Annotated in this window: 24 protein-coding genes; 17 read left to right on the top strand and 7 right to left on the bottom strand. The window is 67.9% G+C overall.

Annotated features, from left to right (window positions below; genetic code table 11):
• Positions 1-729, top strand: a 729-nt coding sequence (locus V7053_RS08430) for a ComEC/Rec2 family competence protein (protein ID WP_334171829.1), incomplete at its 5' end; no start/stop codon positions are given.
• Between the two features lie 86 nt (positions 730-815).
• Positions 816-1,844: a DNA polymerase III subunit delta gene (gene holA / locus V7053_RS08425; protein ID WP_334171831.1), complete on the top strand. Its 1,029-nt coding sequence runs from the start codon at positions 816-818 to the stop codon at positions 1,842-1,844.
• 130 nt (positions 1,845-1,974) lie between these two features.
• Here the strand turns inward: holA and rpsT are convergent, their stop codons facing one another.
• Positions 1,975-2,235, bottom strand: coding sequence for a 30S ribosomal protein S20 (gene rpsT / locus V7053_RS08420; RefSeq protein ID WP_334171828.1), 261 nt, complete (start codon positions 2,233-2,235; stop codon positions 1,975-1,977).
• Between the two features lie 299 nt (positions 2,236-2,534).
• Between rpsT and lepA the strand changes: the two genes are divergently transcribed.
• Together lepA and hemW are read left to right on the top strand one after the other, a co-directional pair.
• A complete protein-coding gene (gene lepA / locus V7053_RS08415; RefSeq protein ID WP_334171827.1) occupies positions 2,535-4,388 on the top strand; it encodes a translation elongation factor 4 in 1,854 nt (617 codons plus the stop codon).
• A gap of 65 nt (positions 4,389-4,453) precedes the next feature.
• Positions 4,454-5,704, top strand: coding sequence for a radical SAM family heme chaperone HemW (hemW, locus tag V7053_RS08410; RefSeq protein WP_334171826.1), 1,251 nt, complete (start codon positions 4,454-4,456; stop codon positions 5,702-5,704).
• A gap of 24 nt (positions 5,705-5,728) precedes the next feature.
• On the opposite strand, the gene V7053_RS08405 is transcribed toward hemW, so the two are convergent.
• Positions 5,729-6,133, bottom strand: a complete 405-nt coding sequence (locus V7053_RS08405) for a DUF4870 domain-containing protein (protein ID WP_334171825.1) — start codon at positions 6,131-6,133, stop codon at positions 5,729-5,731.
• A gap of 53 nt (positions 6,134-6,186) precedes the next feature.
• Positions 6,187-7,032 carry a DUF3097 domain-containing protein gene (locus V7053_RS08400; RefSeq protein WP_334171824.1) on the bottom strand — a complete coding sequence of 282 codons (846 nt, stop codon included), beginning with the start codon at positions 7,030-7,032 and terminating at the stop codon, positions 6,187-6,189.
• 229 nt (positions 7,033-7,261) lie between these two features.
• On the opposite strand from V7053_RS08400, the gene hrcA reads away from it, so the two are divergent.
• Genes hrcA through V7053_RS08385 form a run of 3 tightly spaced genes read left to right on the top strand, consistent with a single transcriptional unit; the run spans position 7,262 to position 10,196 of the window.
• Positions 7,262-8,275 carry a heat-inducible transcriptional repressor HrcA gene (gene hrcA / locus V7053_RS08395; RefSeq protein WP_334171823.1) on the top strand — a complete coding sequence of 338 codons (1,014 nt, stop codon included), beginning with the start codon at positions 7,262-7,264 and terminating at the stop codon, positions 8,273-8,275.
• A gap of 12 nt (positions 8,276-8,287) precedes the next feature.
• Positions 8,288-9,418, top strand: a complete 1,131-nt coding sequence (dnaJ, locus tag V7053_RS08390; RefSeq protein WP_334171822.1) for a molecular chaperone DnaJ — start codon at positions 8,288-8,290, stop codon at positions 9,416-9,418.
• Between the two features lies 1 nt (position 9,419).
• Positions 9,420-10,196, top strand: a complete 777-nt coding sequence (locus V7053_RS08385) for a 16S rRNA (uracil(1498)-N(3))-methyltransferase (protein WP_334171821.1) — start codon at positions 9,420-9,422, stop codon at positions 10,194-10,196.
• Between the two features lie 28 nt (positions 10,197-10,224).
• Here V7053_RS08385 and V7053_RS08380 read toward each other — a convergent pair whose 3' ends face one another.
• On the bottom strand, positions 10,225-11,157 hold the full coding sequence (locus V7053_RS08380; RefSeq protein ID WP_334171820.1) for a GerMN domain-containing protein: 933 nt from the start codon (positions 11,155-11,157) through the stop codon (positions 10,225-10,227).
• Between the two features lie 219 nt (positions 11,158-11,376).
• Between V7053_RS08380 and V7053_RS08375 the strand changes: the two genes are divergently transcribed.
• The 5 genes from V7053_RS08375 (at position 11,377) to V7053_RS08355 (ending at position 16,765) form a co-directional block, all read left to right on the top strand.
• A complete protein-coding gene (locus tag V7053_RS08375) occupies positions 11,377-12,453 on the top strand; it encodes a PhoH family protein (RefSeq protein WP_334171819.1) in 1,077 nt (358 codons plus the stop codon).
• Complete coding sequence (ybeY, locus tag V7053_RS08370; RefSeq protein ID WP_334171818.1) at positions 12,450-12,923, top strand: rRNA maturation RNase YbeY; 474 nt, start codon at positions 12,450-12,452, stop codon at positions 12,921-12,923. The genes V7053_RS08375 and ybeY overlap by 4 nt, the downstream gene beginning before the upstream one ends.
• Positions 12,920-14,251: a hemolysin family protein gene (locus V7053_RS08365; protein WP_334171817.1), complete on the top strand. Its 1,332-nt coding sequence runs from the start codon at positions 12,920-12,922 to the stop codon at positions 14,249-14,251. Before ybeY ends, V7053_RS08365 begins: the two co-directional genes overlap by 4 nt.
• Complete coding sequence (gene era, locus V7053_RS08360; protein WP_334171816.1) at positions 14,244-15,236, top strand: GTPase Era; 993 nt, start codon at positions 14,244-14,246, stop codon at positions 15,234-15,236. The genes V7053_RS08365 and era overlap by 8 nt, the downstream gene beginning before the upstream one ends.
• A 146-nt stretch (positions 15,237-15,382) precedes the next feature.
• Positions 15,383-16,765 (top strand): LCP family protein, encoded by a 1,383-nt coding sequence (locus V7053_RS08355; RefSeq protein ID WP_334171815.1) that lies wholly within the window; start codon positions 15,383-15,385, stop codon positions 16,763-16,765.
• Positions 16,766-16,851: 86 nt separating this feature from the next.
• On the opposite strand, the gene V7053_RS08350 is transcribed toward V7053_RS08355, so the two are convergent.
• Positions 16,852-18,819 carry a M13 family metallopeptidase gene (locus V7053_RS08350; RefSeq protein ID WP_334171814.1) on the bottom strand — a complete coding sequence of 656 codons (1,968 nt, stop codon included), beginning with the start codon at positions 18,817-18,819 and terminating at the stop codon, positions 16,852-16,854.
• Between the two features lie 271 nt (positions 18,820-19,090).
• Here V7053_RS08350 and leuA point away from each other — a divergent pair, with 271 nt between their 5' ends.
• The 3 genes from leuA to V7053_RS08335 all read left to right on the top strand — a co-directional run bounded on the left by leuA (position 19,091) and on the right by V7053_RS08335 (position 22,511).
• Positions 19,091-20,845 (top strand): 2-isopropylmalate synthase, encoded by a 1,755-nt coding sequence (leuA, locus tag V7053_RS08345; RefSeq protein ID WP_334171813.1) that lies wholly within the window; start codon positions 19,091-19,093, stop codon positions 20,843-20,845.
• A 68-nt stretch (positions 20,846-20,913) separates the two neighbouring features.
• Positions 20,914-21,711: a DNA repair protein RecO gene (recO, locus tag V7053_RS08340; protein WP_334171812.1), complete on the top strand. Its 798-nt coding sequence runs from the start codon at positions 20,914-20,916 to the stop codon at positions 21,709-21,711.
• A gap of 2 nt (positions 21,712-21,713) precedes the next feature.
• Positions 21,714-22,511 (top strand): isoprenyl transferase, encoded by a 798-nt coding sequence (locus V7053_RS08335; RefSeq protein ID WP_334171830.1) that lies wholly within the window; start codon positions 21,714-21,716, stop codon positions 22,509-22,511.
• 3 nt (positions 22,512-22,514) lie between these two features.
• On the opposite strand, the gene V7053_RS08330 is transcribed toward V7053_RS08335, so the two are convergent.
• On the bottom strand, positions 22,515-23,495 hold the full coding sequence (locus V7053_RS08330; RefSeq protein WP_334171811.1) for an alpha/beta hydrolase: 981 nt from the start codon (positions 23,493-23,495) through the stop codon (positions 22,515-22,517).
• A 76-nt stretch (positions 23,496-23,571) separates the two neighbouring features.
• Here V7053_RS08330 and V7053_RS08325 point away from each other — a divergent pair, with 76 nt between their 5' ends.
• Positions 23,572-24,663: a quinone-dependent dihydroorotate dehydrogenase gene (locus V7053_RS08325; protein WP_334171810.1), complete on the top strand. Its 1,092-nt coding sequence runs from the start codon at positions 23,572-23,574 to the stop codon at positions 24,661-24,663.
• On the opposite strand, the gene V7053_RS08320 is transcribed toward V7053_RS08325, so the two are convergent.
• Positions 24,638-25,225: a DUF3043 domain-containing protein gene (locus V7053_RS08320; protein ID WP_334171809.1), complete on the bottom strand. Its 588-nt coding sequence runs from the start codon at positions 25,223-25,225 to the stop codon at positions 24,638-24,640. The genes V7053_RS08325 and V7053_RS08320 overlap by 26 nt on opposite strands.
• A 94-nt stretch (positions 25,226-25,319) precedes the next feature.
• Here V7053_RS08320 and V7053_RS08315 point away from each other — a divergent pair.
• Positions 25,320-26,699: M20/M25/M40 family metallo-hydrolase (locus V7053_RS08315; protein WP_334171808.1), on the top strand; the 1,380-nt coding region annotated here is incomplete at its 3' end.

Here is a 26,699-nt window from a genome sequence, read left to right as displayed (position 1 = left end):
AGCGGGGCGAATTTTGCGATCGTCGTGGGGACGGTGGTGCTGGCCCTCCGCTCGCTCAGGCTGCCACGAATCGCAGTGCACGCCGTCTGCTGCGTCGTCCTCGGGTGCTTCGTCGGCGTCGTCGGTCCCGAACCGAGTGTTCTGCGCGCAGGCGCCATGGGCGTCGTGTCACTCGTGGCGCTCGCCTCCGGGCGCGCAGGGGCAGGCTCGGCCGCGCTCTCGGCAGCTGTCATCGCGATCCTCCTCGCGGACCCGGCGCTCGCGCTGAGCTTCGGCTTCGCTCTCTCGGTCCTCGCCACGCTGGGGATCACACTCCTCGCTCGCCCGCTCGCGGCACGGCTCTCTGCCCGCCTGCCCTCGTGGCTTGCCGCCGCCGTAGCGGTGCCGCTCGCAGCACAGCTCCTGTGCGGCCCCATCGTCGTCCTCCTTGACCCCTCATTCCAGACGTGGTCGCTGGCTGCCAATCTCGCCGCAGCGCCGCTCGTCCCAGCGATCACTGTCGCCGCAACCGTCGCCCTCGCGATCGGGCTGATCAGCCCGGCCTTGGCGCTCGGCGCGACGGCGATTGCCGGACTTCCCGCACAGCTGCTCGCGATCACCGCCCACGGGTTCGCGGCGCTTCCGGGAGCTCGGCTCCCGTGGGCCGAGGGTGCGGTGGGTGCAACGGCGATGGCACTCGTCTCGGTCGCCACCACGGCCTTCGTGTGGGCGCTTGGACACCGTCGGTGAGTCTCGCGAACCCCGTGAATTGGACCAACGGCAACCGCGTGGCAAGGTTGTCCCGTGAAGCCCGCGGCACCCGGAAGAGGATCATGATGGCAGTGGCCGGACGGCAGGCCCCGAGAGCGGGGCGCCCCACCCCCTCGACCAGCGGGACCGACTTCAGGAACGCGGCTCCCGCGCCGATTGTTCTGGTCACGGGACCGGAGGACTATCTCGCAGCGCGAGCCATGGATTCCATCCGGAAGCAGGCACGCGCCGCGAGTCCCGACCTCGAGGTCACACGTCTGGACGCCCAGACATACGCTCCCGGCTCACTCCTGCTCGCTGCCTCCCCTTCGCTCTTCGGGGAGAAGAAGTACATCGAGGCGAGCGGCCTCGAATCGATGAACGAGGACTTCCTCAAGGACGCCCTGGCCTATCTCTCTGCGCCGGAACCCGACATCGTCCTGGTTCTGCGACATGCCGGGGGCGCGCGGGGGAAGAAGCTCCTCGACGCTGTTCGCGGCGCCGGCGCCCCAGTCGTCGAATGCCAGCCGCTCAAGAAGGACGCGGACAAGGCGGCATTCGTCGCGGCGGAGTTCAAGGGATCTGGGCGTCGCATCGATCGCCCAGCCATTGACGCGCTCGTGGCAGCGGTCGGCAGCAGCCTCGCCGAACTGGGAGCGGCCTGCAGCCAGCTCCAGCTCGACACCACGTCGACGGTGGACGTCGCAACGGTCGAGAAGTACTTCGGGGGCCGCGTCGAAGCCACGGCCTTCAAGGTTGCTGATGCCGCCCTCGCAGGTCGCAGCGCCCTCGCTCTGTCCACCTTCCGCCACGCACTCGAGACCGGAGTGGACCCAGTTCCGGTAGTTGCGGCCATTGGATCCAAACTCCGCACCCTCGCGAAGGTAGCGGGGGAGCACGGCTCAGCGCAGAGCATCGCGCGGACCCTCGGCATGCAGCCGTGGCTTGTCGAGCAGGCTCAGCGCGATATCAGGGGATGGACGCCGAAGAGCCTGGCGACCGCCATCCGAGCGGTCGCCGAGGCGGACGCCGAGGTCAAGGGACTTGCGCGCGACCCCGCGTACGCCGTCGAGCGGGCCCTCACTGTTGTCAGCGCCTCTGCACGAGCCCGCTGAGACCGGGCATGGCATCCGGCTGCGTCCTCCGCGGCGAGGGCCGCAGCTTGGGCCGCCGTCGGGCTTTAAACCGGCTGGGGCCGGGCATCCCTTCGGGTGACCGGCCCCAGCCGGTTGTCTGACGGGTGTGTCAGAGCGCGTTGACCTTCTTGGCGATGGCCGACTTGCGGTTCGCCGCCTGGTTCTTGTGGATCACGCCCTTGCTCACAGCCTTGTCGAGCTTCTTGCTCGCACGAAGCAGCGCCGAGTTTGCCGCGTCCTTGTCGGACGCCTCGATGGCCGCGTTGACCGAGCGGATGAGGGTCTTGAGCTCGGACTTGACAGCCATGTTGCGCTGGCGGGCCTTCTCGTTGGTGAGAATCCGCTTCTTCTGGGACTTGATGTTCGCCACGTGTGAACTTTCTTGTTTTGCCAACAGGGTCTAGAGGGCTTTCAGGCCGGCCTCGACTGAGCGGCGTGGGGATGCCTATGGCAGCCGACCTTCAGTGCCCGTCGACCTTCACGGACACACAGCAGACAATCCTAGCAGACCGCCTACTTCGACACCGGCCTGGGGCGCACGGCGCGGCGAGGCCTTCGGGCTCTGCGACCGGGCTCGATCCGTGGGAGACTGGGAAGTCAGAATTGCCCGCCGGCACAGGATAGCCGCATCAAGCAGCAACAGCCGCAACAGCAGTAGAGGACGTACAGGTGTCTCCACAGGCCCGCACCGCGCCGGTGCCCGCCGCGACGGATCCGTCGATCATCCGCAACTTCTGCATCATCGCCCACATCGATCACGGCAAGTCCACTCTCGCGGACCGCATGCTGCAGTTCACGGGTGTCGTGCAGGCGCGCGATATGAAGGCGCAGTACCTCGATCGCATGGACATCGAGCGTGAACGCGGCATCACGATCAAGTCGCAGGCGGTTCGCATGCCGTGGGAGGTCGACGGCGTCTCGTACGCCCTCAACATGATCGACACCCCCGGCCACGTCGACTTCACGTACGAGGTGTCGCGGTCGCTGGCCGCGTGCGAGGGCGCCGTGCTGCTCGTCGACGCAGCCCAGGGCATCGAGGCGCAGACGCTCGCGAACCTCTACCTCGCGATGGAGAACGACCTCCACATCATTCCGGTCCTGAACAAGATCGATCTCCCCGCGGCCCAGCCGGAGAAGTATGCCGAAGAGCTCGCCAATCTCATCGGCGGCGACCCGGCAGATGTGCTCAAGGTCTCGGGGAAGACGGGCGTCGGTGTCGAGGGCCTGCTCGACCGCATCGTGCAGGACATCCCCGCGCCGGTCGGCAACGCGTCCGCGCCCGCCCGGGCCATGATCTTCGACTCGGTCTACGACACCTACCGCGGGGTCGTGACGTATGTGCGCGTCGTCGACGGCGCCCTCTCGCCACGCGAGCGCATCCAGATGATGTCCACCAAGGCCAGCCATGAGCTCCTCGAGATCGGCGTCATCTCGCCCGAGCCGACCCCGAGCAAGGGCCTCGGGGTCGGCGAGGTCGGCTACCTCATCACCGGCGTCAAGGACGTCCGGCAGTCCAAGGTCGGCGATACGGTCACGAACCTGTCCCGTCCAGCCGCGGAGTCCCTCGGCGGCTACGAGGATCCCAAGCCGATGGTCTTCTCGGGGCTCTACCCGCTCGACGGCTCGGACTACCCGGACCTTCGTGACGCCCTCGACAAGCTCAAGCTCAACGACGCTGCTCTGGTCTACGAGCCCGAGACGTCGGCGGCGCTCGGCTTCGGGTTCCGGGTCGGCTTCCTCGGCCTGCTGCACCTCGAAATTGTGCGGGAGCGTCTCGAACGCGAATTCAACCTCGACCTCATTTCGACTGCCCCGAACGTCATCTACGAGGTCACGCTCGAGGACAAGTCGGTCGTGACGGTCACCAACCCGAGCGAGTTCCCGACGGGCAAGGTCAAGGAGGTGCGCGAGCCGATGGTCTCGGCGACCATCCTCGCGCCGAACGAATTCGTCGGCGCGATCATGGAGCTGTGCCAGGGCCGCCGCGGCCAGATGAAGGGCATGGACTACCTGTCAGAGGACCGGGTCGAGCTGCGCTACTGGATGCCCCTCGCGGAGATCGTGTTCGACTTCTTCGACCAGCTCAAGTCGAAGACGCGCGGGTACGCCTCCCTCGATTGGAAGGCCGACGGCGAACAGGCCGCGGATCTGGTCAAGGTCGACATCCTCCTCCAAGGTGAGCAGGTCGACGCCTTCAGCGCCATCACGCACCGCGACAAGGCGTACTCGTACGGCGTCATGATGACGTCGAAGCTCCGCGAGCTCATCCCGCGCCAGCAGTTCGAGGTCCCGATCCAGGCAGCGATCGGCTCGCGCATCATCGCGCGCGAGAACATCCGCGCGATCCGCAAGGACGTTCTCGCCAAGTGCTACGGCGGCGACATCACCCGCAAGCGCAAGCTCTTGGAGAAGCAGAAAGAGGGCAAGAAGCGCATGAAGATGGTGGGCCGAGTGGAAGTGCCGCAAGAGGCCTTCATCGCAGCGCTGACCACCGACGAGTCGAAGGACAAGGCCAAGAAGTAATGAATGTTCTGTCGCCGCCCGTTCTCCGGTCGGCGGGCGAGCCCGACCGCGCGGCGGTGGAGTAGGTGCCGAGCACGCTTCCCCTCGGCGACCCGGCACCGGCCGACGGCGTCCTGCCGCCTCAGGCGGCCGTGGGCGCCGACCAGCGGAGCTTCTCGCTCTACGCCCACATTCCGTTCTGCTCGGTCCGCTGCGGCTATTGCGACTTCAACACGTATACGGCCGCCGAGCTCGGCGGAGGCGCATCCCAGGCGGCCTATGCGCAGACGGCGGTGGACGAGGTGCGCTTCGCGGCCCGTGCGCTCGACGATTCAGGCGCCCCCCGCCGTCGTCTGTCCACCGTGTTCTTCGGCGGCGGGACGCCCACTCTGCTGCCCGCGGAGGATCTCGCGGCGATCCTCGCGGCCGCCGTCGACGAATGGGGCCTCGAACCGGGCGCGGAAGTCACCACCGAAGCCAACCCAGACTCGGTGACCCCGGATTCCCTCGCGGCCCTGCGGGACGCGGGCTTCACGCGCGTCTCCTTCGGCATGCAGTCCGCTGTCCCGCACGTCCTCAAGGTCCTGGACCGCACCCATACGCCGAGCCGTGTTCCGGAGGCCGTGCGCTGGGCGCGGGACGCGGGCCTCGACGTGAGCCTCGACCTTATCTACGGCACTCCCGGCGAGAGCATGGACGACTGGCGCGCCTCCCTCGACGCCGCGCTCGAGTGCGAGCCCGACCATGTGAGCGCCTACGCCCTCATCGTGGAGGAGGGCACGCGGCTCGCGGCCCAGATCCGGCGCGGCCAGGTCCCTGACGTGGACGACGACGACCATGCGGCTAAGTACGAGGTCGCCGACGAGGTGCTCGGCGGCGCGGGCTTCCACTGGTACGAAGTGAGCAACTGGGCGCAGGGCGCGCCGGGCGGTCTGGCGGGAGGCGGCCGCTTCGAGTGCCGTCACAATATCGCCTACTGGCGCGGCGGGGACTGGTGGGGAGTAGGCCCCGGCGCGCACTCCCACGTCGGCGGTGTGCGCTGGTGGAACGTCAAGCACCCGCGCGCGTACGCAGCACGACTCGGCCAGGGTGAGTCGCCGGCGGCGGGCCGCGAGACTCTGGACGACGCGATCCGTCTCGAGGAGCGCATCATCCTCGAACTGCGGCTCGCGGCAGGTCTGCCGGTCGAGGTCCTGCCGGCATCCTCCCGGCGCGAGGTGGCGGGTCTCATCGCCGACGGCCTCGTGGACGGGCCCTCCGCGTTTCACGGGCGGCTCGTGCTCACGCTTGCGGGTCGGCTCCTCGCCGACGCCGTCGTGCGCCGACTTATGCCCTGAGGCGGCTCCGGCGTCGATTCGGCTCTACTTGATCCAGCGCAGGTTGAACCGATAGCGGAACGGCTGGCCGCGGTTGACCTCGATGCCGGCCGTCACGGACAGGATGGCGAGCCCCACCCAGATGAGAGTCGCGAGCACCTCGAAGTAGACCCCGACTACCGGGATGAACGCGAAGAGGTTCAGCACGAGCGCTGCAAGCGTGGGCGGCAGCGTGAAATTGAGCGCTTCCTTCGATTCCTGGGCCGTGAACGGACCACGGTCCTTGAACGACAGGTACACGAGCAGCGACGGGACACAGCCCAGAATTCCGCCGAAGTGCGCGAGCGTCGCCCACTGGCGGTCCTCGCTGGCCGTGAAAGGCTCGGTGCCTCCGACCTTCCCGAGACGTCCCTCTCGGGGTTCACGGTGATCCTGCCAGTTCTGGGACACGGCACTTCCTTGCATTGATCGCGGACAGGGTCTCGGCCCCCAGAATACCCAACTCAGGCGGTCAGGAAGTCGATGACCTCCTCGACGCGACCCAGCAGCGCGGGTTCGAGATCGGCGTAGGAGCGGACGGCACCGAGGAGCCGCTGCCACCCCAGGCCGATGTCCTCGGGCGTCTCGTGAGGCCATCGGAAGGCGCGGAGGATCCCCGTCTTCCAGTCCAGCCCGCGGGGGACAGTCGGCCACGCCGGAATCCCGAGCGTCTGCGGCCGGATAGCCTGCCAGACGTCCACGTACGGGTGCCCCACGATGAGGACGTGGCCGCGTGCCCCCGGCACGGCAAGGGCCTTCTCGACGATCCTGCTCTCCTTCGACCCCTCGACCAGATGGTCGACGAGGATTCCCAGGCGCCGCTCGGGGCCCGGTTGGAAGTCGGCGACGGCGGCGGCGAGGTCGTCGACGCCGTGGAGAGGCTCGACGACGATGCCCTCGAGACGGAGGTCGTCCCCCCAGACCTTTTCGACGAGTTCGGCGTCGTGCTTGCCCTCGACCCAGATACGGCTCGCCCGAGCGACCCGCGCGCGCGCCCCGTCGACTGCGATGGAGCCCGACGCCGTCCGTTTGGTTGCTGCGGCCTTCTGCTTCGGGGCCGGGGGAGCGAGGCGCACTGGGCGGCCCTCGAGCAGGAAGCCGTAGCCCAGTTCGAAGGAGCGCGTCATGCCGCGACGGTCCTCGAGGCTGAAGACGTGCATGCCTCCGGACTTCTCGACGCGGGTGACGGCTCCGACCCAGCCGCTTTGGCTGTCTTCGAGGACCATGCCGAGCTCGATGGGCACCTCCGGCAGGACGGTCTTCTTCGGGGCCGCGATCTCCGCCGGCCCCCACTGGTCGTAGTAGGACATCCGGTCCTCGCCTCCCTTGCACTGCTGCCCTCAACGGGATCGCGTCCATGCTACTGGCGGGAGCGCCGGCGGTTGGGGGCGTCCGGGGGCGTGTCCCGGTGCCCCAGTCGGACGCGCGAGGGGCGCATAATAGATCTAGCACTTGGGTATAGAGAGTGCTAAAGGATTGTGGGACTGCCTGTACGGAACGCACACAGGCGCACTGGGTGCCAGCCGCAGGGGAGGTGGAATGAACGAGCCGCGCAAACTCGAGGTGCTGAGGGCGATCGTCGAGGACTACGTCCACTACCGGGAGCCGGTTGGGTCGAAGGCCCTCGTAGAACGCCATCGTCTCGGTGTCTCGAGCGCGACGATCCGCAACGACATGGCCGCTCTCGAGGACGAGGGACTCATCGTCGCCCCGCACACGAGCGCCGGCCGCGTCCCGACGGACAAAGGCTACCGAGTATTCGTGGACCAGCTCGCAGCGGTACGGCCGCTCTCGGCCGCCGAAAAGCAAGCGATCCAGTCCCTCCTTGGGGGTGCCGACGACCTCGACGACGTGCTCGAGCGCACCGTGCGGCTGCTTTCGCACCTCACGAACCAAGTCGCCGTCGTCCAGTACCCCCAGCTTGGCCGCGCCAGGGTGCGGCACGTCGAGGCAGTCGGCCTCGCCCCACGCCAGGTCCTGCTCGTGCTCATCGCCGACAGCGGCACCGTGGAACAGAGGGTGGTGACCGTAGGGGAGGATCTGGACCACGACCGTCTCGCTGTCCTGCGCCAGAGCTTTCTGGCGGCTACCGCGGGGAAGCCGGTGGCTCAGGTCGGGGCGAATCTGGCGGCCGTCATTGACTCGCTCCTCCCGGCGGACCGTGCTGTTGCGGCCGAGCTCGCCGCGGGGCTCGCAGCCCTCGCCGCGTCAAGCCGCGAGGAGCGGATCGTGACGGCGGGGACCGCATACCTCGCCCGGTCCAACAGCGACTTCCTCCTGAGCATCTCACCGGTGCTCGAGGCCCTCGAAGAGCAGGTGGTGCTCCTGCGCCTCCTGTCCGAGATGGCGAGCGACGCCCGGGGTGTCGCGGTCGCCATCGGGCACGAGACCGCAGCAGATTCACTCGCCGAGACCTCGGTCGTCGCAACCGGCTACGGTCAGGACGATGCCAAGATCGGCGTGCTCGGCCCAACCCGAATGGACTACCCGGCGACGATGGCGGCGGTGCGCGCGGTAGCACGGTACCTCTCGAAGATCCTCGCCGGAAGCTAGAGAAAGAAGACAGTGAGCAGCCATTACGAAACCCTCGGCGTGTCACCGGATGCGAGCGGCGAGGAGATCAAGAAGGCCTACCGGAAGCTGGCACGCAAGTTCCACCCGGACGTCAACCCAGGCGACGAAGCGTCCGACCGCTTCAAAGCCGTGACGCATGCCTATGAGGTCCTCTCGGATCCGGACAAGCGGCGCGTCTACGACGCGACCGGCAACGAGAACGGCACCGACAACGGCTTCTCGGGCGCCTACAACGGAGCCGGCTTCGCCTTCCAGGACATTTTCGAGACCTTCTTCGGCGGGGGAGGCGGGCAGGCCGGCCCCGCGACCCGCGTGCGCCGAGGGCAGGACGCGCTCATCGCGGTGCGGATCGAGCTCAAGGATGCGGTCTTCGGGGTCAACAAGAAGATCGAGGTCGACACCGCCGTCCTGTGCACCCGGTGCGAGGGCTCGTGCTGCGAGCCGGGGACGCAGCCCGTCCGATGCAGCGTGTGCCACGGCAGCGGGCACGTCCAGCGCGCGGTCCGTTCGATTCTCGGCCAGGTCATGACGACGGCGACGTGCCCCTCATGCGGCGGCTTCGGCACCGAGATCCCCAATCCCTGCAACGAGTGCGGCGGCGAGGGGCGCGTTCGGAGCCGGCGCTCGCTCACGGTCAAGATCCCAGCCGGTGTCTCCACGGGAACCCGGATCCAGCTGGCCGGCCAAGGCGAGGCCGGGACCGCCGGAGGCCCGACGGGTGATCTGTACGTCGAGATCCGCGTCGCCTCGCATGCGACGTTCTCCCGGGACGGCGACAACCTCCACGCGACCCTGAGCGTGCCCATGACGGCCGCCGCGCTCGGCACCGAGCTCACGCTCGAGACGTTCGACGGCGAGCAGAGCATCACGCTCCGTCCCGGCACCCAGTCGGGCGACGTCATCACTCTCCCGCACCTCGGCGTCGCACGCCTTCGCGGCGCGGGCCGCGGCGATTTGCTCGTGCATGTCAACGTCGAAGTCCCCACCAAGCTCGACGCAGATCAGGAGGAGCTGTTGAGGCAGCTCGCCAAGCTCCGCGGCGAGCACGTCGCCGAGGGAAAGCTCGTCGGCACGGGCGGAGGGATGTTCGCGAAGCTGCGCGACAAGTTCGGGAACCTCTGACGTGTCCAATCCCGTCTTCTTCGTCGCCACCGGGTCTCTCGAGGCCCTCGGCGCGGGCGACACGGTAACGATCACAGGAACGGAAGGCCGCCACGCAGCGACGGTCAAGCGGCTCACACCAGGGGAGCCGGTCGACGTCGTCGATGGCCGTGGCGCCCGAGGTCGGGGGCGGGTCGCCCGCGCGGAAGGCGAGCTCCTCGCCGTCGTCCTCGACACGGTGGAGCGTGAGCCGAGACCGCCCTACCGGCTCGTCCTCGTGCAGGCGCTCGCCAAGGGCGACCGCGATGAACTGGCAGCCGAGTCGGCAACCGAGCTCGGTGCCGACGCCGTCATCCCGTGGCAGGCCGAACGCTCGATCGTCCGCTGGAAGGGCGAGCGGGGTGCCAAGTCGCTCGCGAAGTGGCGGTCCGTCGTTTCTGCAGCGGCGAAGCAGTCGCGGCGGGCGTGGGTGCCAGAGGTCGAGGAGACGCACGACGGCGCCGCCCTCGCCGAGCGCGTCGGGCGGGCCGCCTTAGCAGTCGTCCTCCATGAGGACGCGGTGCGCAGCCTGGGCTCGCTGCTCGATGACTTCGTGGCAGGGGAACCCCCGCTCGACGGCGAGGTGCTCTTTCTCGTCGGCCCAGAAGGTGGAATCTCGCCTCAGGAGCTCGACCGTTTCACGTCTGCAGGAGCCAAACTCGGGCTTCTGGCGCCACACGTGCTGCGGTCGTCGACGGCTGGACCGGCCGCCCTCGCGATCGCCGGCGACCGCCTCGGCCGGTGGCCCGCAAGGGCCTGACCCTTCCTCCCTGCATGCGGAATGTGCGTCACGGGGTGACGGTGAAGTCCTTCGAGTCCCAGGCCAGCGCAGCCGCGTCACCGGTCCCGGGGTCGCTGGGGAAGACCCGCAGCACATACTTGCCCGGCGGGAGGGCCACCGAGAAACGGAACTGCCCTTGGGCCTGTCCCGAGGCGGCCGACGTCGTGTGGCCGCTCAGGAGGGCCGGCGCCTTGTCCGTCTTGACGTCCGCGCGTGAGACCTGCCAGTACACCTCGGAGCCGGGGGTGGTCGTCCGTCCGTCGGCGGTGAGCTGACCATGGGGCGAGGACGTGCCTGCCTGCGGATCGATGATCCACATCGGCGCGACCATGGCCGGGTCGCGCTGCATGAGCTGACCCAGCTGCACCCGGTTGAAGGCCAGCTGGTCGGTGCGGCTGTCGACGAGGAGCATGACCTGCACCGGTTGACCCGCGTCGATCACACCCGCGCTCGCGGCGGCCGCAGTCGCGGTGTAGACCAGCTCCTGCACTGCGAGCTGAGCGGTCTGCTCGTCCACAGAGCTGTTGAAGGCATCGGAGGAGACGTCCACGGTGATGACGTTCCTCCCCGAGATCGAGGCCGCGAGCTTCTTCGGCGACTGCCAGGGGCTGAACAGGTTGGGGTCCAGGGGCTTCGTCGACATCATGAGGCGCAGGGCCTTCGCGACGGCATTGTCGCTCCCCGGAGCATCGCGGAACTCGCGGTAGAGGTACACGCCGTCCCTGGCACGGCCGAGCCAGTAGACGGGAGACTTGGTCGAGGTCTGGGACGTCTCAAGAGGCACGCTCGCCGACGCGGAAATGCCGGGAGACGCTCCTGCGGCCATGGTCGGCTGTGGCTGACCGCTCGCTGTGCACGACGCCAGCAGCAGGGCCACGAGCGCGGCCCCGCCGGACAGCGCCATGCGGCGCGGTCTGGAGCTGGGTCGGCTGGCGGCCATGGGCGGTAATCCTCCGGGCTGATCGGCTGGGCGCCATCGGCGCCCCCAAGGCTGGGCTGCACGCGGCCCCCAAACCGGCGCCGCCCCGGGCACCATCCAGCTTGGCACAGCGGCTCGCGGGGAATGTCCGTTCACAGGGTTTCGTTGCCCAAGTGATGCCCGATTGATACCTAGCGGTAGCATGGATCGGCAAGCACCCGACGACGAGAGAGAAGGCATTTGACAGCGGAGTTCCCGCACACGACTCCTACGACCCGGACCGAGGTTCTACGCTTCGCTTCAGGCGAGGACATGGTGCACATCCTCGGACCGCATGATGAAGCCCTCCGCTACGTCGAAGAGCAATTCCCCTCCGTGTCGTTCCATGTCCGGGGCAACGAGCTGACCATCGTCGGGCCGCCCGCGGAAGCCCCGAACATCCGCAGGCTCTTCGAAGAGATCGCGTCCCTCGCTGAGCGGGGGACGCCTGTCACCCCGGCCTCACTCGCGCAGCTCGTCACGATGCTGAGAGAGCAGACCGTCTCGAGCCCCTCGGAGGTGCTCACCCACAACATCCTCACGAGCCGTGGCCGCAGCATCCGCCCCAAGACCGCGAACCAGAAGAACTATGTGGACGCGATCGACGCGAACACGGTCATCTTCGGCATCGGACCGGCGGGCACCGGCAAGACCTATCTTGCGATGGCGAAGGCAGTCCAAGCGCTGCAGCACAAGGACGTCAGCCGAATCATCCTGACGCGCCCGGCCGTCGAGGCGGGGGAGCGATTGGGCTTCCTCCCCGGCACGCTCAACGACAAGATCGATCCTTACCTGCGGCCCCTCTACGATGCGCTGCACGACATGATCGATCCCGAGTCGATACCCCGGCTCATGGCCGCCGGAACCATCGAGGTCGCCCCGCTCGCCTACATGCGCGGCCGCACTCTCAATGACGCGTTCATCATCCTCGACGAGGCGCAGAACACGACGCCGGAACAGATGAAGATGTTCCTCACGCGCCTCGGCTTCGGCTCGAAGATGGTGGTCACCGGGGACATCACGCAGGTCGACCTGCCGTCCGGCTCCTCTTCGGGGCTCCGGGTGGTCCAGGACATCCTCGACGGCATCGAGGACGTGAGCTTCACGGTCCTCGATGCTTCCGACGTCGTCCGCCACCGTTTGGTCTCCGACATCGTGGCTGCGTATGGGCGGTGGGACGATCGTCAACGGGCGAAGGCCGAACGGGCCCGTGTCCGTGCCGATCGCCGTCGCACCCCGGGATCCGAGCACGCGACGGCGTCTAAGCTGGAGCCGTGAGCATCGAAGTCAACAACGAGTCAGGCGTCGCAGTCGACGAGGAGGCCCTGGTCCGCCTCGGACGGTTCATCTTCGACCGCCTGTGGCTGCACCCGCAGACCGAGCTCTCGATCCTGCTCGTCGACGAGGCGGCCATGGAGCGGCTCCACCTCGAGCTCATGGACGAGCCCGGAGCCACGGACGTCCTCTCCGTCCCGATGGACGAGCTGACCCCCGGAACGCCTGGCCGACCGACCCCTCAGGGGATGCTGGGGGACATAGCGATCTGTCCCCAGGTGGCCGCCGAGCAGGCCGCCCGCGGGGGACACTCACGCGACGACGAGATGCTCCTCCTCGCAACGCACGGCGTCCTGCACCTTCTTGGCTTCGATCACGGCGAGCCTGAGGAACGTGACGAGATGTTCGGGCTCCAGCGCGAACTGCTCTCGGAGTTCCTGGGCCGGCCGGCCCCGAAGGAGACGATGGCGTGACGATCGCCGTCCTGCTGGCCATGGCGCTGGCGTTCACGGCGCTTGCTGCTCTGCTCACTGCCGCCGAGGCGGCCCTCGCCTTCCTTCCGCGGCACGAGGCGGAAGACTATGTCGAGGACGGCCATGGTCGGGCGCTCGAAACCATCCTCACGGGTCCGGTCCCGTACGTGCGCGCGCTCCGCTTCTGGCGCATTTGGTTCGAGACCGCCTCCGCGGTCGCCGTCGCCGTCCTCATGACGATCTGGATCGCCAACGTCTGGCTCGCGGGGCTCGCGGCGACCGTCGTCATGGCGCTCATCGGCTTCCTGCTCGTCGGAGTCTCGCCCCGCCAGCTCGGGAGACGGCACTCGCTCGCGGTCGCGGCCTGGACAGCGCCGCTCACTGTAGGGCTGCGCCAGGTGCTGGGCCCAATCCCCGGGTGGCTCGTCTCGATCGGCAGTGCAGCGACGGGTACCGACCCGCAGCAGGAGGACGCGATCTACTCGACCGACGAGCTTCGGGAGTTCGTCGAGAGAGCGAGCGATTCCGAGGACTTCGAAGAGGCGCAGGCCGAGCTCCTCCAGTCGGTGTTCGAGCTCGGCGACACCCTCGTCCGCGCCGTGATGGTGCCGCGCACCGATGTCATCGCCATCGAGGCGGGCTCGACACTCCAGCAGGCCATGTCCCTCTTCCTGCGCTCGGGCTGCTCCCGGGTGCCGGTCTTCGTCGAGAACCTCGACGACGTCCGCGGCATCCTGTACCTCAAGGATGTCGCGGCGCGATTGCATCAGGCCGCGGGGGCAGGCACCGAACCCGTCGAGGACCACGTCCGTGAACCGCGTTTCGTCCCCGAGTCGAAGCCGGTGAGCGAGCTCCTCAAGGAACTTCAGCGCGAATCGACCCACCTCGCCATCGTCGTCGACGAATACGGTGGGACGGCGGGCCTTGTCACGCTCGAAGACCTCATCGAGGAACTCGTGGGAGAGATAGCCGACGAGTACGACGAGGACGACGTCGAGGCCGTGGAGGTCGAGTCTGGGGTCTATCGGATCCAGGCGCGCATGAGCCTGGACGACCTCGGCGAGCTGTTCGACGAGGACATCGAAGACGACGAGGTCGACACCGCAGGAGGCCTGCTCGCCAAAGCGATCGGGCGAGTCCCGATCGTGGGCAGCACCGCGGTGGTGGAAGGCATCCGGCTCACGGCCGAGCGCCTCGAGGGGCGACGGAAGCGTGTGAGCCATCTGCTCGTCCAGCGCGTCGAGCCCTTGGCCGAGGATCGAGGGCGCGCACGCGAGCGCGAGACAGACCGGCATGATTCAGAGGCGACAGGGAGACAGCATGGATGATCGGAAAGACAGCGGGAGCGGCCGGCGGCCGCAGGCAGAGGGCTGGCCGCAGACGCCCGACGACGGCGGCTACCGCGCGGGCTTCGCGGTGCTTGTGGGGCGTCCCAACGCGGGAAAGTCGACCCTCACCAATGCCCTGGTGGGCCAGAAGGTAGCGATCACTTCGGCCAAGCCCCAGACCACGCGTCACACCATCCGAGGCATCGTCCACCGTTCCGATGCACAGCTCATCCTGGTGGACACCCCGGGCCTCCACCGACCGCGCACGCTCCTCGGCCAGCGGCTCAACGACCTCGTCGCCGAGACCCTGTCCGAAGTCGACGCCATCGGCTTCTGCCTCCCCGCCAACGAGCGCATCGGGCCAGGCGACCGCTTCATCGCAAGCCAGCTGGCCGCCGTCGGCCGCAAGCCCATTGTCGCGCTCGTGACCAAGGCCGACCTCGCGGACCGAGCGGCGCTCACCGAGCAGCTCCTCGCCGTCACCGGGCTGGGCCGCGAAGTCCTCGGCGAGGACGGCTTCGCGGACATCGTTCCCGTCTCCGCGAAAGACGGCTATCAGGTCGAGACGGTCGCGGACGTCCTGATCTCGCACATGCCGCCCTCGCCGCCGCTCTATCCGGACGGTGAGCTGACCGACGAGCCAGAGGCCGTCATGGTGGCCGAGCTCGTGCGCGAAGCCGCCCTCGAAGGTGTGCGTGACGAGCTGCCGCACTCGCTCGCGGTCGTGGTCGATGAAATCGTGCCCCGCGAAGGCCGCCCAGAGGACAATCCCCTCCTCGACGTCCGCGTCAACCTCTTCGTCGAACGGCCATCGCAGAAGGCCATCATCATCGGGCGGGGCGGGGAGCGGCTGCGCGAGGTCGGCTCTCAGGCGCGTAAGGGCATCGAGGCGCTTCTCGGGACCCGCATCTACCTCGATCTGCACGTGAAGGTCGCCAAGGACTGGCAGCGCGATCCCAAGCAACTCGGACGTTTGGGCTTCTAGCGTCACAGCCCGCTCACAGGGGCCCCTGTAGACTGGATAGGAGTATCACCTACCGGAGGCTTCATTTGTCAACAACTGGGAACGTCCCGCGACACGTCCGCGCGCGCCGCACAGTTCCCCTCTGGGTCAAGATACTCGGGGGCGTCGTGGTGCTCGGAATCGTGGGAGTCGTCGCCTTCGCCGGATACTGGGCTTGGCGTCTTCAGAGCAACATTCACGAGGCGCCCCTGAGTGCCGGCCATGCGACCGCAGACGCGACCAACGACGCCACGGATCCCCTCCAGATCCTGATCATCGGAACTGACACTCGGTCAGGCGCGGATTCGAACTACGGCACCACGGCCGACAGCTCGGGTTACGGCAATTCCGACGTGATGATTCTCTTGAACATCTCGGCGGACAACAAGGTCGTCTCAATGACCAGCTTCCCCCGGGATCTCATGGTGCCGATTCCCGCATGCCACGATCCGCAAACCGGCAAGGACTACCCGGCTCAGGCGGTCGGCCAGATCAACTCGGCCATGATGGAAGCCGGCCCCGGCTGCGCAGTCGACACGGTCAACCAGCTCACGGGACTCAAGATCGACCACTTCATGGTCGCGGACTTCAACGCGGTCAAGGACCTCTCGAATGAGATCGGCGGCGTTCAGGTCTGCGTCAACGCTGCGATCGACGACCCGTACTCGGGCCTCAAGCTTCCCGCCGGGACGTCCACGGTTCAGGGCGAGATGGCCCTCGCATTCCTCCGAAGCCGCCACGGCGTCGGCGACGGCAGCGATCTCTCGCGGATCAAATCGCAGCAGGAGTTCCTCGCATCCCTCGCGCGCAAGGTGAAGTCGGATGGGACGCTGACCAACGTCCCGAAGCTCCTGAGCATCGCGGACACGATCACCCAGAACCTCACGGTCGATTCCGGCCTCGCGAATCCCCAGGCGATGATCACGATCGCTTCCAGACTCCGCTCGGTGGACCTTGCGAAGGTCGCATTCGTGACTGCGCCGTGGGAGCCGTACACCGGCGACCCGAACCGCGTCCAGCTGAAACAGCCTGACGCCGCGGCGCTCTTCGATGCGCTCCGGCAGAATCGCGATCTCACGGCGCCGGCTCCTACCCAGTCCGCGAGTGCCACCCCATCCACGGCACCCTCCGCGGCCCCGACGGCCCCTGCGTACGACAAGACGCTCCAGCCGGTGACTGTGGCGAACGGAACCGGTATCACGGGCCGTGCGAGCGAGCTCGCCACCTTCCTCAAGGGCCAGGGGTTCGCCCAGACTTCGGAGTTCAACGCAGCCGCGACCGATACGACGAACGTCTACTACAGTGCCAACTTCGCGGACGTTGCGAAGGATGTCGCTGCGGCGCTGGGCATTCCGTCGTCCCAGGTCCAACCGGCAGACAACATCAACGGGGTTCAGGTGTACGTCGGGTCAGACTTCACCTCGGGTACGCACTACACACCGAAGCTCCCGAGCAACGTCGTCTCCCAGACGGCAGCCCAGACGACCTGCCAGACGGCGTTCGGCCAGTAGCGGCCGCGGACTGGCCGAGGCCGCTACAGCAACAAGGCCCCGGCATCCTCACGGATGCCGGGGCCTTCGCCGCGTGCCCAACCGGCCTACCAGATCTCGACCCGCTGGTCGGGTGCTAGCCACATGCCGTCGCCGTCGGCCACGTTGAACGCCTCGTGGAATGCGGTGAGGTTCTTGGCAATGGTGTTGGTGCGGAACTCGTTGGGCGAGTGGGGATCGATCGCGAGACGCCGGATCGATTCCTCTGGGCGGCACACCTGACGCCACACTGTGGCCCACGAGATGAAGAAGCGCTGCTCGCCGGTCAGCCCGTCGATGACCGGGGCCTCTTCGCCCCCGAGGTGGAGGCGGTACGCCTTGAACGCGATTCCCAGGCCCCCGAGATCGCCGATGTTCTCGCCGAGCGTCAGCTTGCCGTTCACAGTGTGGCCGGGCGCCTCGCTGGGGGAGAGGACCTCGAACTGCTCGACCAGCCGCGCGGTGAGCGCCTCGAAGGCCTTCCTGTCGGCGTCGGTCCACCAGTTGCGCAGCGCTCCGGTCCCATCGAACTGCGAGCCCTGATCGTCGAAACCGTGCCCGATCTCGTGCCCGATCACCGCCCCGATGCCGCCGTAGTTGACGGCGGGATCGGCCCCCGGGTGGTAGAACGGCGGCTGGAGGATTGCGGCCGGGAAGACGATCTCGTTCATGAGCGGGTGGTAGTAGGCGTTGACTGTCTGCGGGGTCATGAGCCACTTGATGCGATCGACGGGCTTGCCGATCTCATCCAGAAGCCGGTCCAGCTCGCCGGCGTGCGCGCGGCGCACATTGCCGAGGAGATCCTTCTCGTCGATCCCGACGGCAGAGAAGTCGATCCACTCGTCCGGGTAGCCGATCTTCGGGCGGAAGGCCTCGAGCTTCTCGAGTGCACGCTCTCGCGTCTCGGGACCCATCCACGAGAGAACCGAGATGCTCTGGCCGTAGGCCTCGACGATGTCCGCGACGAGCTTCTGCATCGATTCCTTGTGCTCTGCCGGGAAGTGCCGCTCGACGTACAGGCGCCCCACGGCCATGCCGAGCCCGTTCTCCACCGTTGAGACGCCGCGCTTCCAGCGTTCCTTGTTCTCGGGGGTGCCGCTCAGGACGGTGCCGTAGAACGCGAAGTGCCGGTCGACGAACTCGGGCGAGAGGAACGGCGCCGAAGCGGACACGACGTGGGCTGCGAGCCACAGCTTCCAGTCGTCGAGTGGGATCTCGGCAAGCATCGGGCCGACGCCGGAGAGGAAATCGGGGTTGCCGACGACGAGTTCCGCCCTGCCATGATCTGGGACCCCGGTGGCCTCCGCCCAGGTCAGGAAGTGCGGGAAGACCGTCGTCGCGTCCTCCTGAGTGAAGAGGTTGTACGTCTTCTGCGGGTCGCGCAGCGTCACACGGTCCCAGTGCAGGCCCGCCAGCCGCTCCTCGAGCCGAACGACGGCGGACGCCGCCTCCGCGGGGGAGGTCCGGCCGATCAGGGCGAAGATGTCGGTGAGGTACGAACGGTAGGCGTCGCGGACCTCGGCAAAACGCTCCTCGCGGTAGTACGACTCGTCGGGCAGGCCGAGCCCGCCCTGCGACAGATAGAGCAGCACGCGCTCTGGATTCCCTGCGTCGGGGGCTGCGTAGTAGCCGAACAGGCCCTCGCTGCCGCCGCGTCCGAGCCGGGCCGACGTGCGCACGAGCCCCTCGGCGTCTGAGACGGCGTCGACTTCGGCGAGCAGCGCCTTGAGCGGCTCGGAACCCAGTTGGGCCACGCGTTCCTCGTCCATGAACGAGCGGTACAGCGCCCCGATCTTCTCCTCGTCGGAACCGGCCGCGTGCTCGCTCTCGGCGAGTTCCTCGATGAGGCCGCGCACGTCCTCCTCGGCGCGGTCGCGGAGCTGGACGAACGTACCGACGAGGGCACGGTCGGAGGGGATCTGGGTCTCCCGGAGCCACGCGCCGTTGACGTGCCGGTACAGGTCGTCCTGGGCTCGGACAGTCTCGTCGAAGAACTCGCGGTCGACCCCGGACGGGGCGACAGGGCTGTCGGTCATGGTGCCTCCTCAGGCAAGCTCGAATGGCTTCATCTTAGGCAGGCCGCCCGCCCTCGACGGCGCTCGCCGCAGTGGGCGAACCGAAGGCCGTGCTATCGTGACGGTGTGCCACACGCGCAGCGCCTTCTCCTTCTTAGCTGCCGTGGCGGGGCCCAGTAGCCGACTGACGGACAAGAGTTCCGAAAGAGGCGTAGGCCGGATCCCCGCCGCGGAGTTTTCTGACGCCCGGCCGCAGAGGATCCCAGCTTTTGAGAAAGGCCTACAGTAAACCATGCGCAATGCACAGAAGCCTTCAGGCATGCCGGTCCACCGCTACCTCCCGTTCCACGAGCAGATCAGGGTCGAACTGCCGGATCGGACGTGGCCGGACAAGCGCATCGAGAAGGCGCCCCGCTGGTGCGCCGTCGACCTCCGGGACGGCAACCAGGCGCTCATCGATCCCATGAGCCCTGCTCGCAAGCTCAAGATGTTCAAGCTTCTCGTCCAGATGGGCTACAAGGAGATCGAGGTCGGATTCCCGTCGGCTTCCCAGACCGACTTCGACTTCGTCCGCCAGCTCATCGAGGGAGGTCACATCCCGGAGGACGTCACCATCCAAGTCCTCACCCAGGCGCGCGAGCACCTCATCGAGCGTACCTACGAGTCCCTCGTAGGGGCGAAGAGCGCAATCGTGCACCTGTACAACTCGACGTCGGTGCTCCAGCGCAGGGTCGTGTTCAACTCCGACGAGGAGGGCATCCTCGACATCGCCGTGCAGGGCGCCCTTCTCTGCAAGAAGTACCAGGAGACCGTCCCGGACACCCACATTACGTACGAGTACTCGCCGGAGTCCTTCACCGGTACCGAGCTGGAGTACGCGGCCAAGGTGTGCAACAAGGTCGCAGAGATCTTCGAGGCCTCTGCTGACAGTCAGGTGATCATCAATCTGCCCGCGACTGTCGAGATGGCGACTCCGAATGTCTACGCCGACTCGATCGAGTGGATGAGCCGAAACCTGAAGCCGCGCGAGGGGATCATCCTCTCCCTGCACCCGCACAATGATCGGGGCACGGGAGTCGCCGCCGCAGAGCTCGGCTATCTGGCGGGCGCGGACCGCATTGAAGGATGCCTGTTCGGCAATGGCGAACGCACCGGCAACGTGGATCTCGTGACGCTCGGCCTGAACCTGTTCGTGCAGGGCGTCGACCCGATGATCAACTTCTCGAACATCGACGAGATCCGCCGAACCGTCGAATACTGCAACCAGCTGCCTGTCCCGGAGCGGTCTCCGTACGGCGGCGACCTCGTCTTCACGGCTTTCTCGGGCTCGCACCAGGATGCGATCAAGAAGGGCTTCGAGGCACTCGAACGGGATGCGGCGACCGCAGGGGTCCCGGTGGACGAGTTCACCTGGCAGGTCCCCTACCTGCCCATCGACCCGAAGGACATCGGCCGCTCGTACGAGGCGGTCATCCGGGTCAATTCGCAGTCGGGCAAGGGCGGCGTCGCCTACTTGCTCAAGAACGAGCACAACCTTGACCTGCCACGTCGCGCCCAAATCGAGTTCTCGCGCGTCATCCAGCAGCACACCGACACCGCGGGCGGCGAGGTGAGCCCGTCCGTCCTGTGGGACATCTTCAGCGACGAGTACCTCCCGGCGTCGTCAGTGGACGGGGGCAAGGCCTGGGGCCGCTATGCACTCTCCTCCGTCAGCACGGAAACCGCCGAGGACGGCACCATGACCCTCGAGGCGGCGCTCCGCATCGACGGCACGGAGGTTCGCCGCACGGGAACCGGCAACGGCCCGATCGCGGCGCTCCTGGACGTCTTCTCCTCCGAGGGTGTGGACGTCCGGGTCCTCGACTACACCGAACACGCCCTCTCAGAAGGCGGCAGCGCACGGGCAGCCGCGTACGTGGAGTGCGGGATCGGCGAGCGGATCCTGTGGGGTGTCGGCATCGACGCGAACACGAGCCTCGCAGCCCTCAAGGCTGTCATCTCCGCGGTCAACCGCGCCCTCCGCGACGCGGACGCGGTCGGCGTCTAGGCTCCCAGTGTGGTGCCTCGCCCGTTTCGGGCGGGGCACCACGCATACCCGGTGGGAGAATACTGTTCATGGCCGAATCGACGTTCGCTGCGCGTAGCTACCGCGACGACGGCGTCGTCCTCCGCACCCATCGTCTCGGCGAGGCAGACCGGATCATCGTGCTCCTCACGAAGCATCATGGCCAAGTGCGCGCAGTCGCGCGCGGTGTGCGCCGCACGGGCAGCCGATTCGGCGCACGGCTCGAGCCGTTCATGGTCGCCGACGTCCAGTTTGTGCGCGGACGCTCACTTGAGGTTGTCGGCCAGGCCGTCGCGAGAGGGACGTACGGCCGGGAGATCGCCGCGGACTACTCCCGCTACACAGCCGCGGCGGCCATGGCGGAGACCGCTGAGCGGCTCACCGCGAACGACGGCGAAGCCTCCCTTCCCCACTATCAGCTCCTTGTCGGGGCTCTCTCCGCGCTGAGCCGAGCGGCGCACGCCCCGGAGCTCATCCTCGACTCGTACCTGCTGCGGGCGCTTTCGACGGCGGGATGGGCGCCCAGCTTCACGGACTGCGCGCGCTGTGGGGAGCCCGGACCCCATTCGGCGTTCTCCGCGGCTCTCGGCGGCATCGTCTGTCACGACTGTCGGCCTCCCGGGTCCCCGTCGCCGGCTGCCGAGACGGTGCGCCTGCTCGCTGCCCTCCTCTCCGGGGATTGGGCCGTCGCGGATGCCTCGATCCCGAGCACCCGCAGGGAAGCCTCGGGCCTCGTCGCCGCGTACGTCCAGTGGCACCTCGAGCGCGCGGTGCGCTCGCTCAGGCTCGTCGAACGGGACGTCGAGCCAGCTTCGCCCCCGATCCGACAGGAGACCAGCAGCACGTGAGAATGACCCGCCGGGAGGCGCACCCCACGGTAGCCCCCTATCCGCACCCCTCCGGCGCCCGGCCGCCGGCCATCCCGAAGGAGTTCGTCCCGCGCCACGTCGCCATCGTCATGGACGGAAACGGTCGGTGGGCGAATCAACGGGGGCTTCCCCGGATCGAGGGGCACAAGGCGGGGGAGCCCGCTCTTCTCGACGTCGTCGCGGGCGCGATCGAGATCGGCGTCGAGTACGTCTCGGTGTACGCGTTCTCGACGGAGAACTGGCGGCGGTCACCAGAGGAAGTCCGGTTCCTCATGGGCTTCAACCGAGAGGTTCTGCGCCGGCAACGCGACACGATGAATTCCTGGGGCGTGCGCGTGCGCTGGGCGGGCCGCCGCCCCAAGCTCTGGGGTTCGGTCATCCGAGAGCTCGAAGAGGCTGAGGAACTCACGCGCACCAACACGAAGTGCCACCTCACGATGTGCGTCAATTACGGCGGCCGGGCCGAGATCGCCGACGCTGCAGCAGCCATCGCCCGCGACGTCGCAGCAGGAACGCTCAACCCCCGCTCAGTCACCGAGAAGACGGTGCAGCGCTATCTCGACGAACCCGATCTGCCCGACGTCGACCTCTTCCTCCGGAGCTCCGGAGAGCAGCGGCTCAGCAACTTCATGCTCTGGCAGTCTGCGTATGCGGAGATGGTCTTCATGGACACGCTGTGGCCCGACGTGGACAGGCGAACCCTCTGGGAAGCCGTCGAGATCTACGCGCGGCGGGACCGGCGGTACGGCGGCGCTGTCGATCGGGCTCCGGGCGCCTGAGGCTCAGCCGGAGGCATCGACCACTCGGTCGAGCCACGCGCCGAGTCGTGTGTAGGCGCCCCGCCGCACGCTGGGAGCCGAGAGCAGCACGTCGTGGAGTCCACCGTCGACGAGGACCTCGTCAAGCGAGGAGCACACGGCACGTGCCGCGCGCCGCATCGGTCCGATGGCCAGGACCGCGTCTCGCGAGCGCATGTGCTCGCGCCACACGAGCCCCGTGTCGCTGCGCGTCGAGGCCAGAAGGAGCGAAGGAATGGAAACGGTCGAGCCCGCAAGGAGTTCGCGCTGGGCCGCGAGGATCCCATAGAGCCAGCCGGCACGCACGGGAAACGCCGTCCGCGGACGCAGATCCTCGCGAAGGTCCCACTCTCCGCCCGCCTCGCGGGCCACGGCACGCCAGAAGTAGCCACGCGAGGGGAGCGGTATGACTTGGTCCGGACGCGCCGTCGCCCGCCCTGCCAGGGCATATTCGAGCATCCTTCCGGCAGCGCGGCCGCCATGGGGCACGAGCCACGGGCTGCTGAGGATGAGCGCTGCAATCCGGTCGGGGCGCCTCTGGGCTTCGAGGGCTGCTGCGAGGCCTCCCGTGGAGTGCCCCATGAGCACGATTTGACCCGTCCCGTCCGCAGCAAGCGCATCGAGTGCCGCGTCGATGCTCTCCAGATAGTGCTCTGCGGACGGTATGTAGCCGGGGCGCCCACCAGGCCGAAGGCTTCGTCCGTGCTCGGGAAGGTCAAGGGCGTAGAACCGCCAACCGCGTGCCGAGACGAAGTCTGCGAGTTCTGTGTTGAAGTAATAGTCGCTCCAGCCGTGGACGTACAGGAGGGCGATGTTGCTGTCGGCCGGTCCGCGTTCGTCCGAAGAGTCGGCCGACTCTTGGGGCGTCGGCACGAACCGGACGAGGGTGCCCGCAGGCATGGAGCGCGCGCTCAGTTCACGCTGCTCGAATCCCGCCCCCAGGAAGTCTGCGCTCCAGTCCGCCATCTCTCCTCCTCGCGGTACACCTGAAGGATAGGCCGCCGTTTTGTCCCGAGGAGCGCCGCTAGGGGAAACTTGGGGCATGCGTTTCTACCCCCTCTTCTTCCGCGCCGCCTTCGCCTGGATGGACGCGGAACGCGCCCACCGGATCGGATTCGAGGCAATCCGGGCAGTCCACGCGGCGGGGGCCGGCCGAGTGATCGAGCGGTTCGCGCGCCCCGCGGAATCGCTGCGCACCCGCGCGTTCGGGGTGGAATTCCCTTCGCCATTCGGACTCGCCGCAGGCTTCGACAAGGAGGGGAAGGGCATCGAGGCCCTCGCGGAGCTCGGCTTCGGCCACATCGAGGTCGGCACGATCACAGGCCGGCCGCAGCCCGGCAACCCCAAGCCGCGGCTCTTCCGCCTCATTCCGGACCGGGCGGTCGTGAACCGCATGGGCTTCAACAACGACGGCGCTGCCGCAGTCGCGCCGCGGATCGCCACGGCCCGCCAGGCCCTCGACCGACGATACGGGGCTCACCGGCCCGTCATCGGCATCAACATCGGCAAGACGAAAGCCGTTCCGCTCGAGGAGGCGGTGGAGGACTATCGCGAGAGCGCACGGGCCCTCGCCCCGCACGCGGACTATCTCGTGGTGAACGTCAGCTCGCCCAATACTCCGGGGCTCCGGCTCCTCCAGAGCGCCGAGACGCTGCGCCCGCTTCTCGAGGCAGTGCGCGAGGAGTCTTCGGCGTCCGCGGGGCGACGGGTTCCGCTCCTTGTCAAGATCGCCCCCGACCTCGCCGACAGCGACATCGACGACGTGGCGCGGCTCGCACTCGACCTCGGGCTTGAGGGCATCATCGCGACGAACACCACGATCGGCCGCGAAGGCCTCGTAAGCGATCCAGCGGCGGTGGAAGCCTGCGGCGATGGGGGCCTTTCGGGCGCTCCGCTCAAATCGCGCTCGCTCGAGGTCCTCCGCAGGCTCTCCGCCGTCGTCGGGAACCAGCTGACCCTCGTGTCCGTCGGCGGGGTCGAGACGGCCTCCGACATAAAGGAAAGGCTCGCCGCAGGGGCGAGCCTTGTCCAGGGTTACACGGCCTTCCTCTACGAAGGTCCGTTCTGGGCCGCCTCGGTGAACCGTGGGCTCGCCGCGGCCGGCATCGTCACGAAGGGTACTGCCCCCGCGTGACCTGAGGCTTCGGCAGCCGAAGCGGTCGGAACTGCAGCGCGCGCATTGAGCCGTACCAGACCGTTCCGCGCTCGACCTCGCCGAACTTCGCCGTGAGCCGCTTCTTGAGCTGGCGGGACAGCCAGAACGTGTCGAGGATGACGAGGATGAAGACGATCCAGAACGCAGCCAGGATATAGACCTGCGCCGCGCTGGCCTGCGGGACGATGAAGGAGATCACGACGAAGGCGAGCGCGCCGAACATGAGGTACTCGCCTACGTTGAAACGAGCGTCCACGGTGTCGCGCGCGAAACGCTTCTGCGGCCCTCGGTCCTTGAGGGGGAGATGACGCTCGTCGCCTGTCTGGAGCGCTTGGCGCACTCGCATGCGCTCATCGGCCGCAGCCTGCCGATCGGCTGCCCGCGAGGCCTTCCGGTCCGTCGGCACGAGAGGACGACGGCGGGCGGCCTCCTGGTCCTTGCGCCGCGGGGTCGGCGCTCCCTTGCCGACGAGCGGGGCAGTCGGCTTCTCCTCAGGCTGCCCGGCGCTGTCTGCAGCGGGCTCGTTCTTTCGTCCAAACACCACTCAAGGATAGCCGCCGAGCGCACTCGGGTGATGCGTCGACGGGCCCGAAGGGACCGTTGATGCTCGTACACCCGCCTTGTACTGTGAAGGCATGATTTCAGATTCCCCAGCCCTCGCGCCGGACGTCATCGCCGAGGTCCGTGACGCCGTCGAACGCCGGTTCGACGCCACACTCGCAGAGCTCGTGGCGCTTGCCTCCATCCCCGGCATCGCATGGGATGCCTTCGACCCGGCGGAGCTCGAGCGCAGCGCGCAGGCCGTCGCCGAGCTGGCCGCCGCCGCGGGCCTCGACGGGGCTGAAATCCTCCGAGCGGAACGGCCGGACGGCAAGCCCGGTGGACCGGCCGTCGTCGCCCGCCGCGCCGCGGCGCCAGGCAGGCCGACCGTCCTGCTCTACGCCCACCATGACGTGCAGCCACCGGGAGACCTCTCGCTCTGGGACTCCGCGCCTTTCACCCCGGAGGTCCGCGGCGGGCGCCTGTTCGGTCGCGGCGCAGCGGACGACAAAGCGGGGATCATGGTCCATTTGGCGGCTTGGCGCGCGGTCTCGGAAGTCCTGAGCGACGCCGCCGGGGTGGGTGTCACGCTCTTCGTCGAGGGCGAGGAGGAAGCAGGATCGCCGAGCTTCCGAAAATTCCTCGACACGTACCGCGAACGACTCGCGGCCGACATCATCGTGGTTGCGGACTCGAGCAACTGGTCCGTCGGCACCCCCGCGCTCACGACGAGCCTGCGAGGACTCGTGGACGGCACCTTCGGGGTCCGCGTGCTGAGCCACGCCGTCCACTCCGGGGTCTTCGGAGGCCCCGTGCTGGACGCGCCGACGCTTCTGGCCCGGCTCATCGCGACGCTCCATGACGAGGAAGGGAACGTAGCCGTCCCCGGCCTCGTCGTGGCCGCCGATCCCGAAGTGGAGTACCCGGAAGCACAGTATCGAGCCGACGCGGGAGTGCTCGACGGCGTCCGGCTGGCAGGGAGCGGAAGCATCGCCTCGAGGCTCTGGAGCCGACCCGCCCTGTCGATCATCGGCATCGACGTGCCCGCCGTCGCCGTGTCGTCGAACACGATCCAGCCAGCGGCCCGCGCGAAGTTCAGCCTGCGCCTCGCACCAGGGCAGGATCCCGATGCAGCAATGGAAGCCGTACGGCGCCACCTCATGGCTCACATACCCTTCGGGGCCGAACTCGACTTCACCCCGGGGGAGCGGGGCAACCCCTATCTTGCAGACACTGACTCGCCAGCCGCCCGTGTCGCACTCGAGGCCCTCCGCAGCGCGTGGGGAGTCGAACCGGTCGGGATGGGAATGGGAGGCTCCATTCCCTTTGTTGCAGACTTGAAGGAGGTGTTCCCTGATGCCGAGGTCCTCATCACGGGGGTCGAGGACCCTGACAGCAGGGCGCACAGCGCCAATGAGTCGCTGCATGTCGAGGAGTTCAAGCGGTGCATCGTCGCGGAGGCGCTCGTCCTCGCC

Source organism: Sinomonas sp. (assembly GCF_036848755.1).
Lineage (GTDB): Bacteria > Actinomycetota > Actinomycetes > Actinomycetales > Micrococcaceae > Sinomonas.
Note: the sequence above shows the minus strand (reverse complement) of the source record. Positions and strands in the feature narration are given on the sequence as shown.

Excerpts from the sequence above, each read along its gene's own strand:
- holA (WP_334171831.1), top strand. The coding sequence starts at position 816 with ATGGCAGTGGCCGGACGGCAGGCCCCGAGAGCGGGGCGCCCCACCCCC.
- V7053_RS08400 (WP_334171824.1), bottom strand. The coding sequence starts at position 7,032 with ATGTCCTACTACGACCAGTGGGGGCCGGCGGAGATCGCGGCCCCGAAG.
- hrcA (WP_334171823.1), top strand. The coding sequence starts at position 7,262 with ATGAACGAGCCGCGCAAACTCGAGGTGCTGAGGGCGATCGTCGAGGAC.
- V7053_RS08380 (WP_334171820.1), bottom strand. The coding sequence starts at position 11,157 with ATGGCCGCCAGCCGACCCAGCTCCAGACCGCGCCGCATGGCGCTGTCC.
- era (WP_334171816.1), top strand. The coding sequence starts at position 14,244 with ATGGATGATCGGAAAGACAGCGGGAGCGGCCGGCGGCCGCAGGCAGAG.
- V7053_RS08350 (WP_334171814.1), bottom strand. The coding sequence starts at position 18,819 with ATGACCGACAGCCCTGTCGCCCCGTCCGGGGTCGACCGCGAGTTCTTC.
- leuA (WP_334171813.1), top strand. The coding sequence starts at position 19,091 with ATGCGCAATGCACAGAAGCCTTCAGGCATGCCGGTCCACCGCTACCTC.
- recO (WP_334171812.1), top strand. The coding sequence starts at position 20,914 with ATGGCCGAATCGACGTTCGCTGCGCGTAGCTACCGCGACGACGGCGTC.
- V7053_RS08335 (WP_334171830.1), top strand. The coding sequence starts at position 21,714 with ATGACCCGCCGGGAGGCGCACCCCACGGTAGCCCCCTATCCGCACCCC.
- V7053_RS08330 (WP_334171811.1), bottom strand. The coding sequence starts at position 23,495 with ATGGCGGACTGGAGCGCAGACTTCCTGGGGGCGGGATTCGAGCAGCGT.
- V7053_RS08325 (WP_334171810.1), top strand. The coding sequence starts at position 23,572 with ATGCGTTTCTACCCCCTCTTCTTCCGCGCCGCCTTCGCCTGGATGGAC.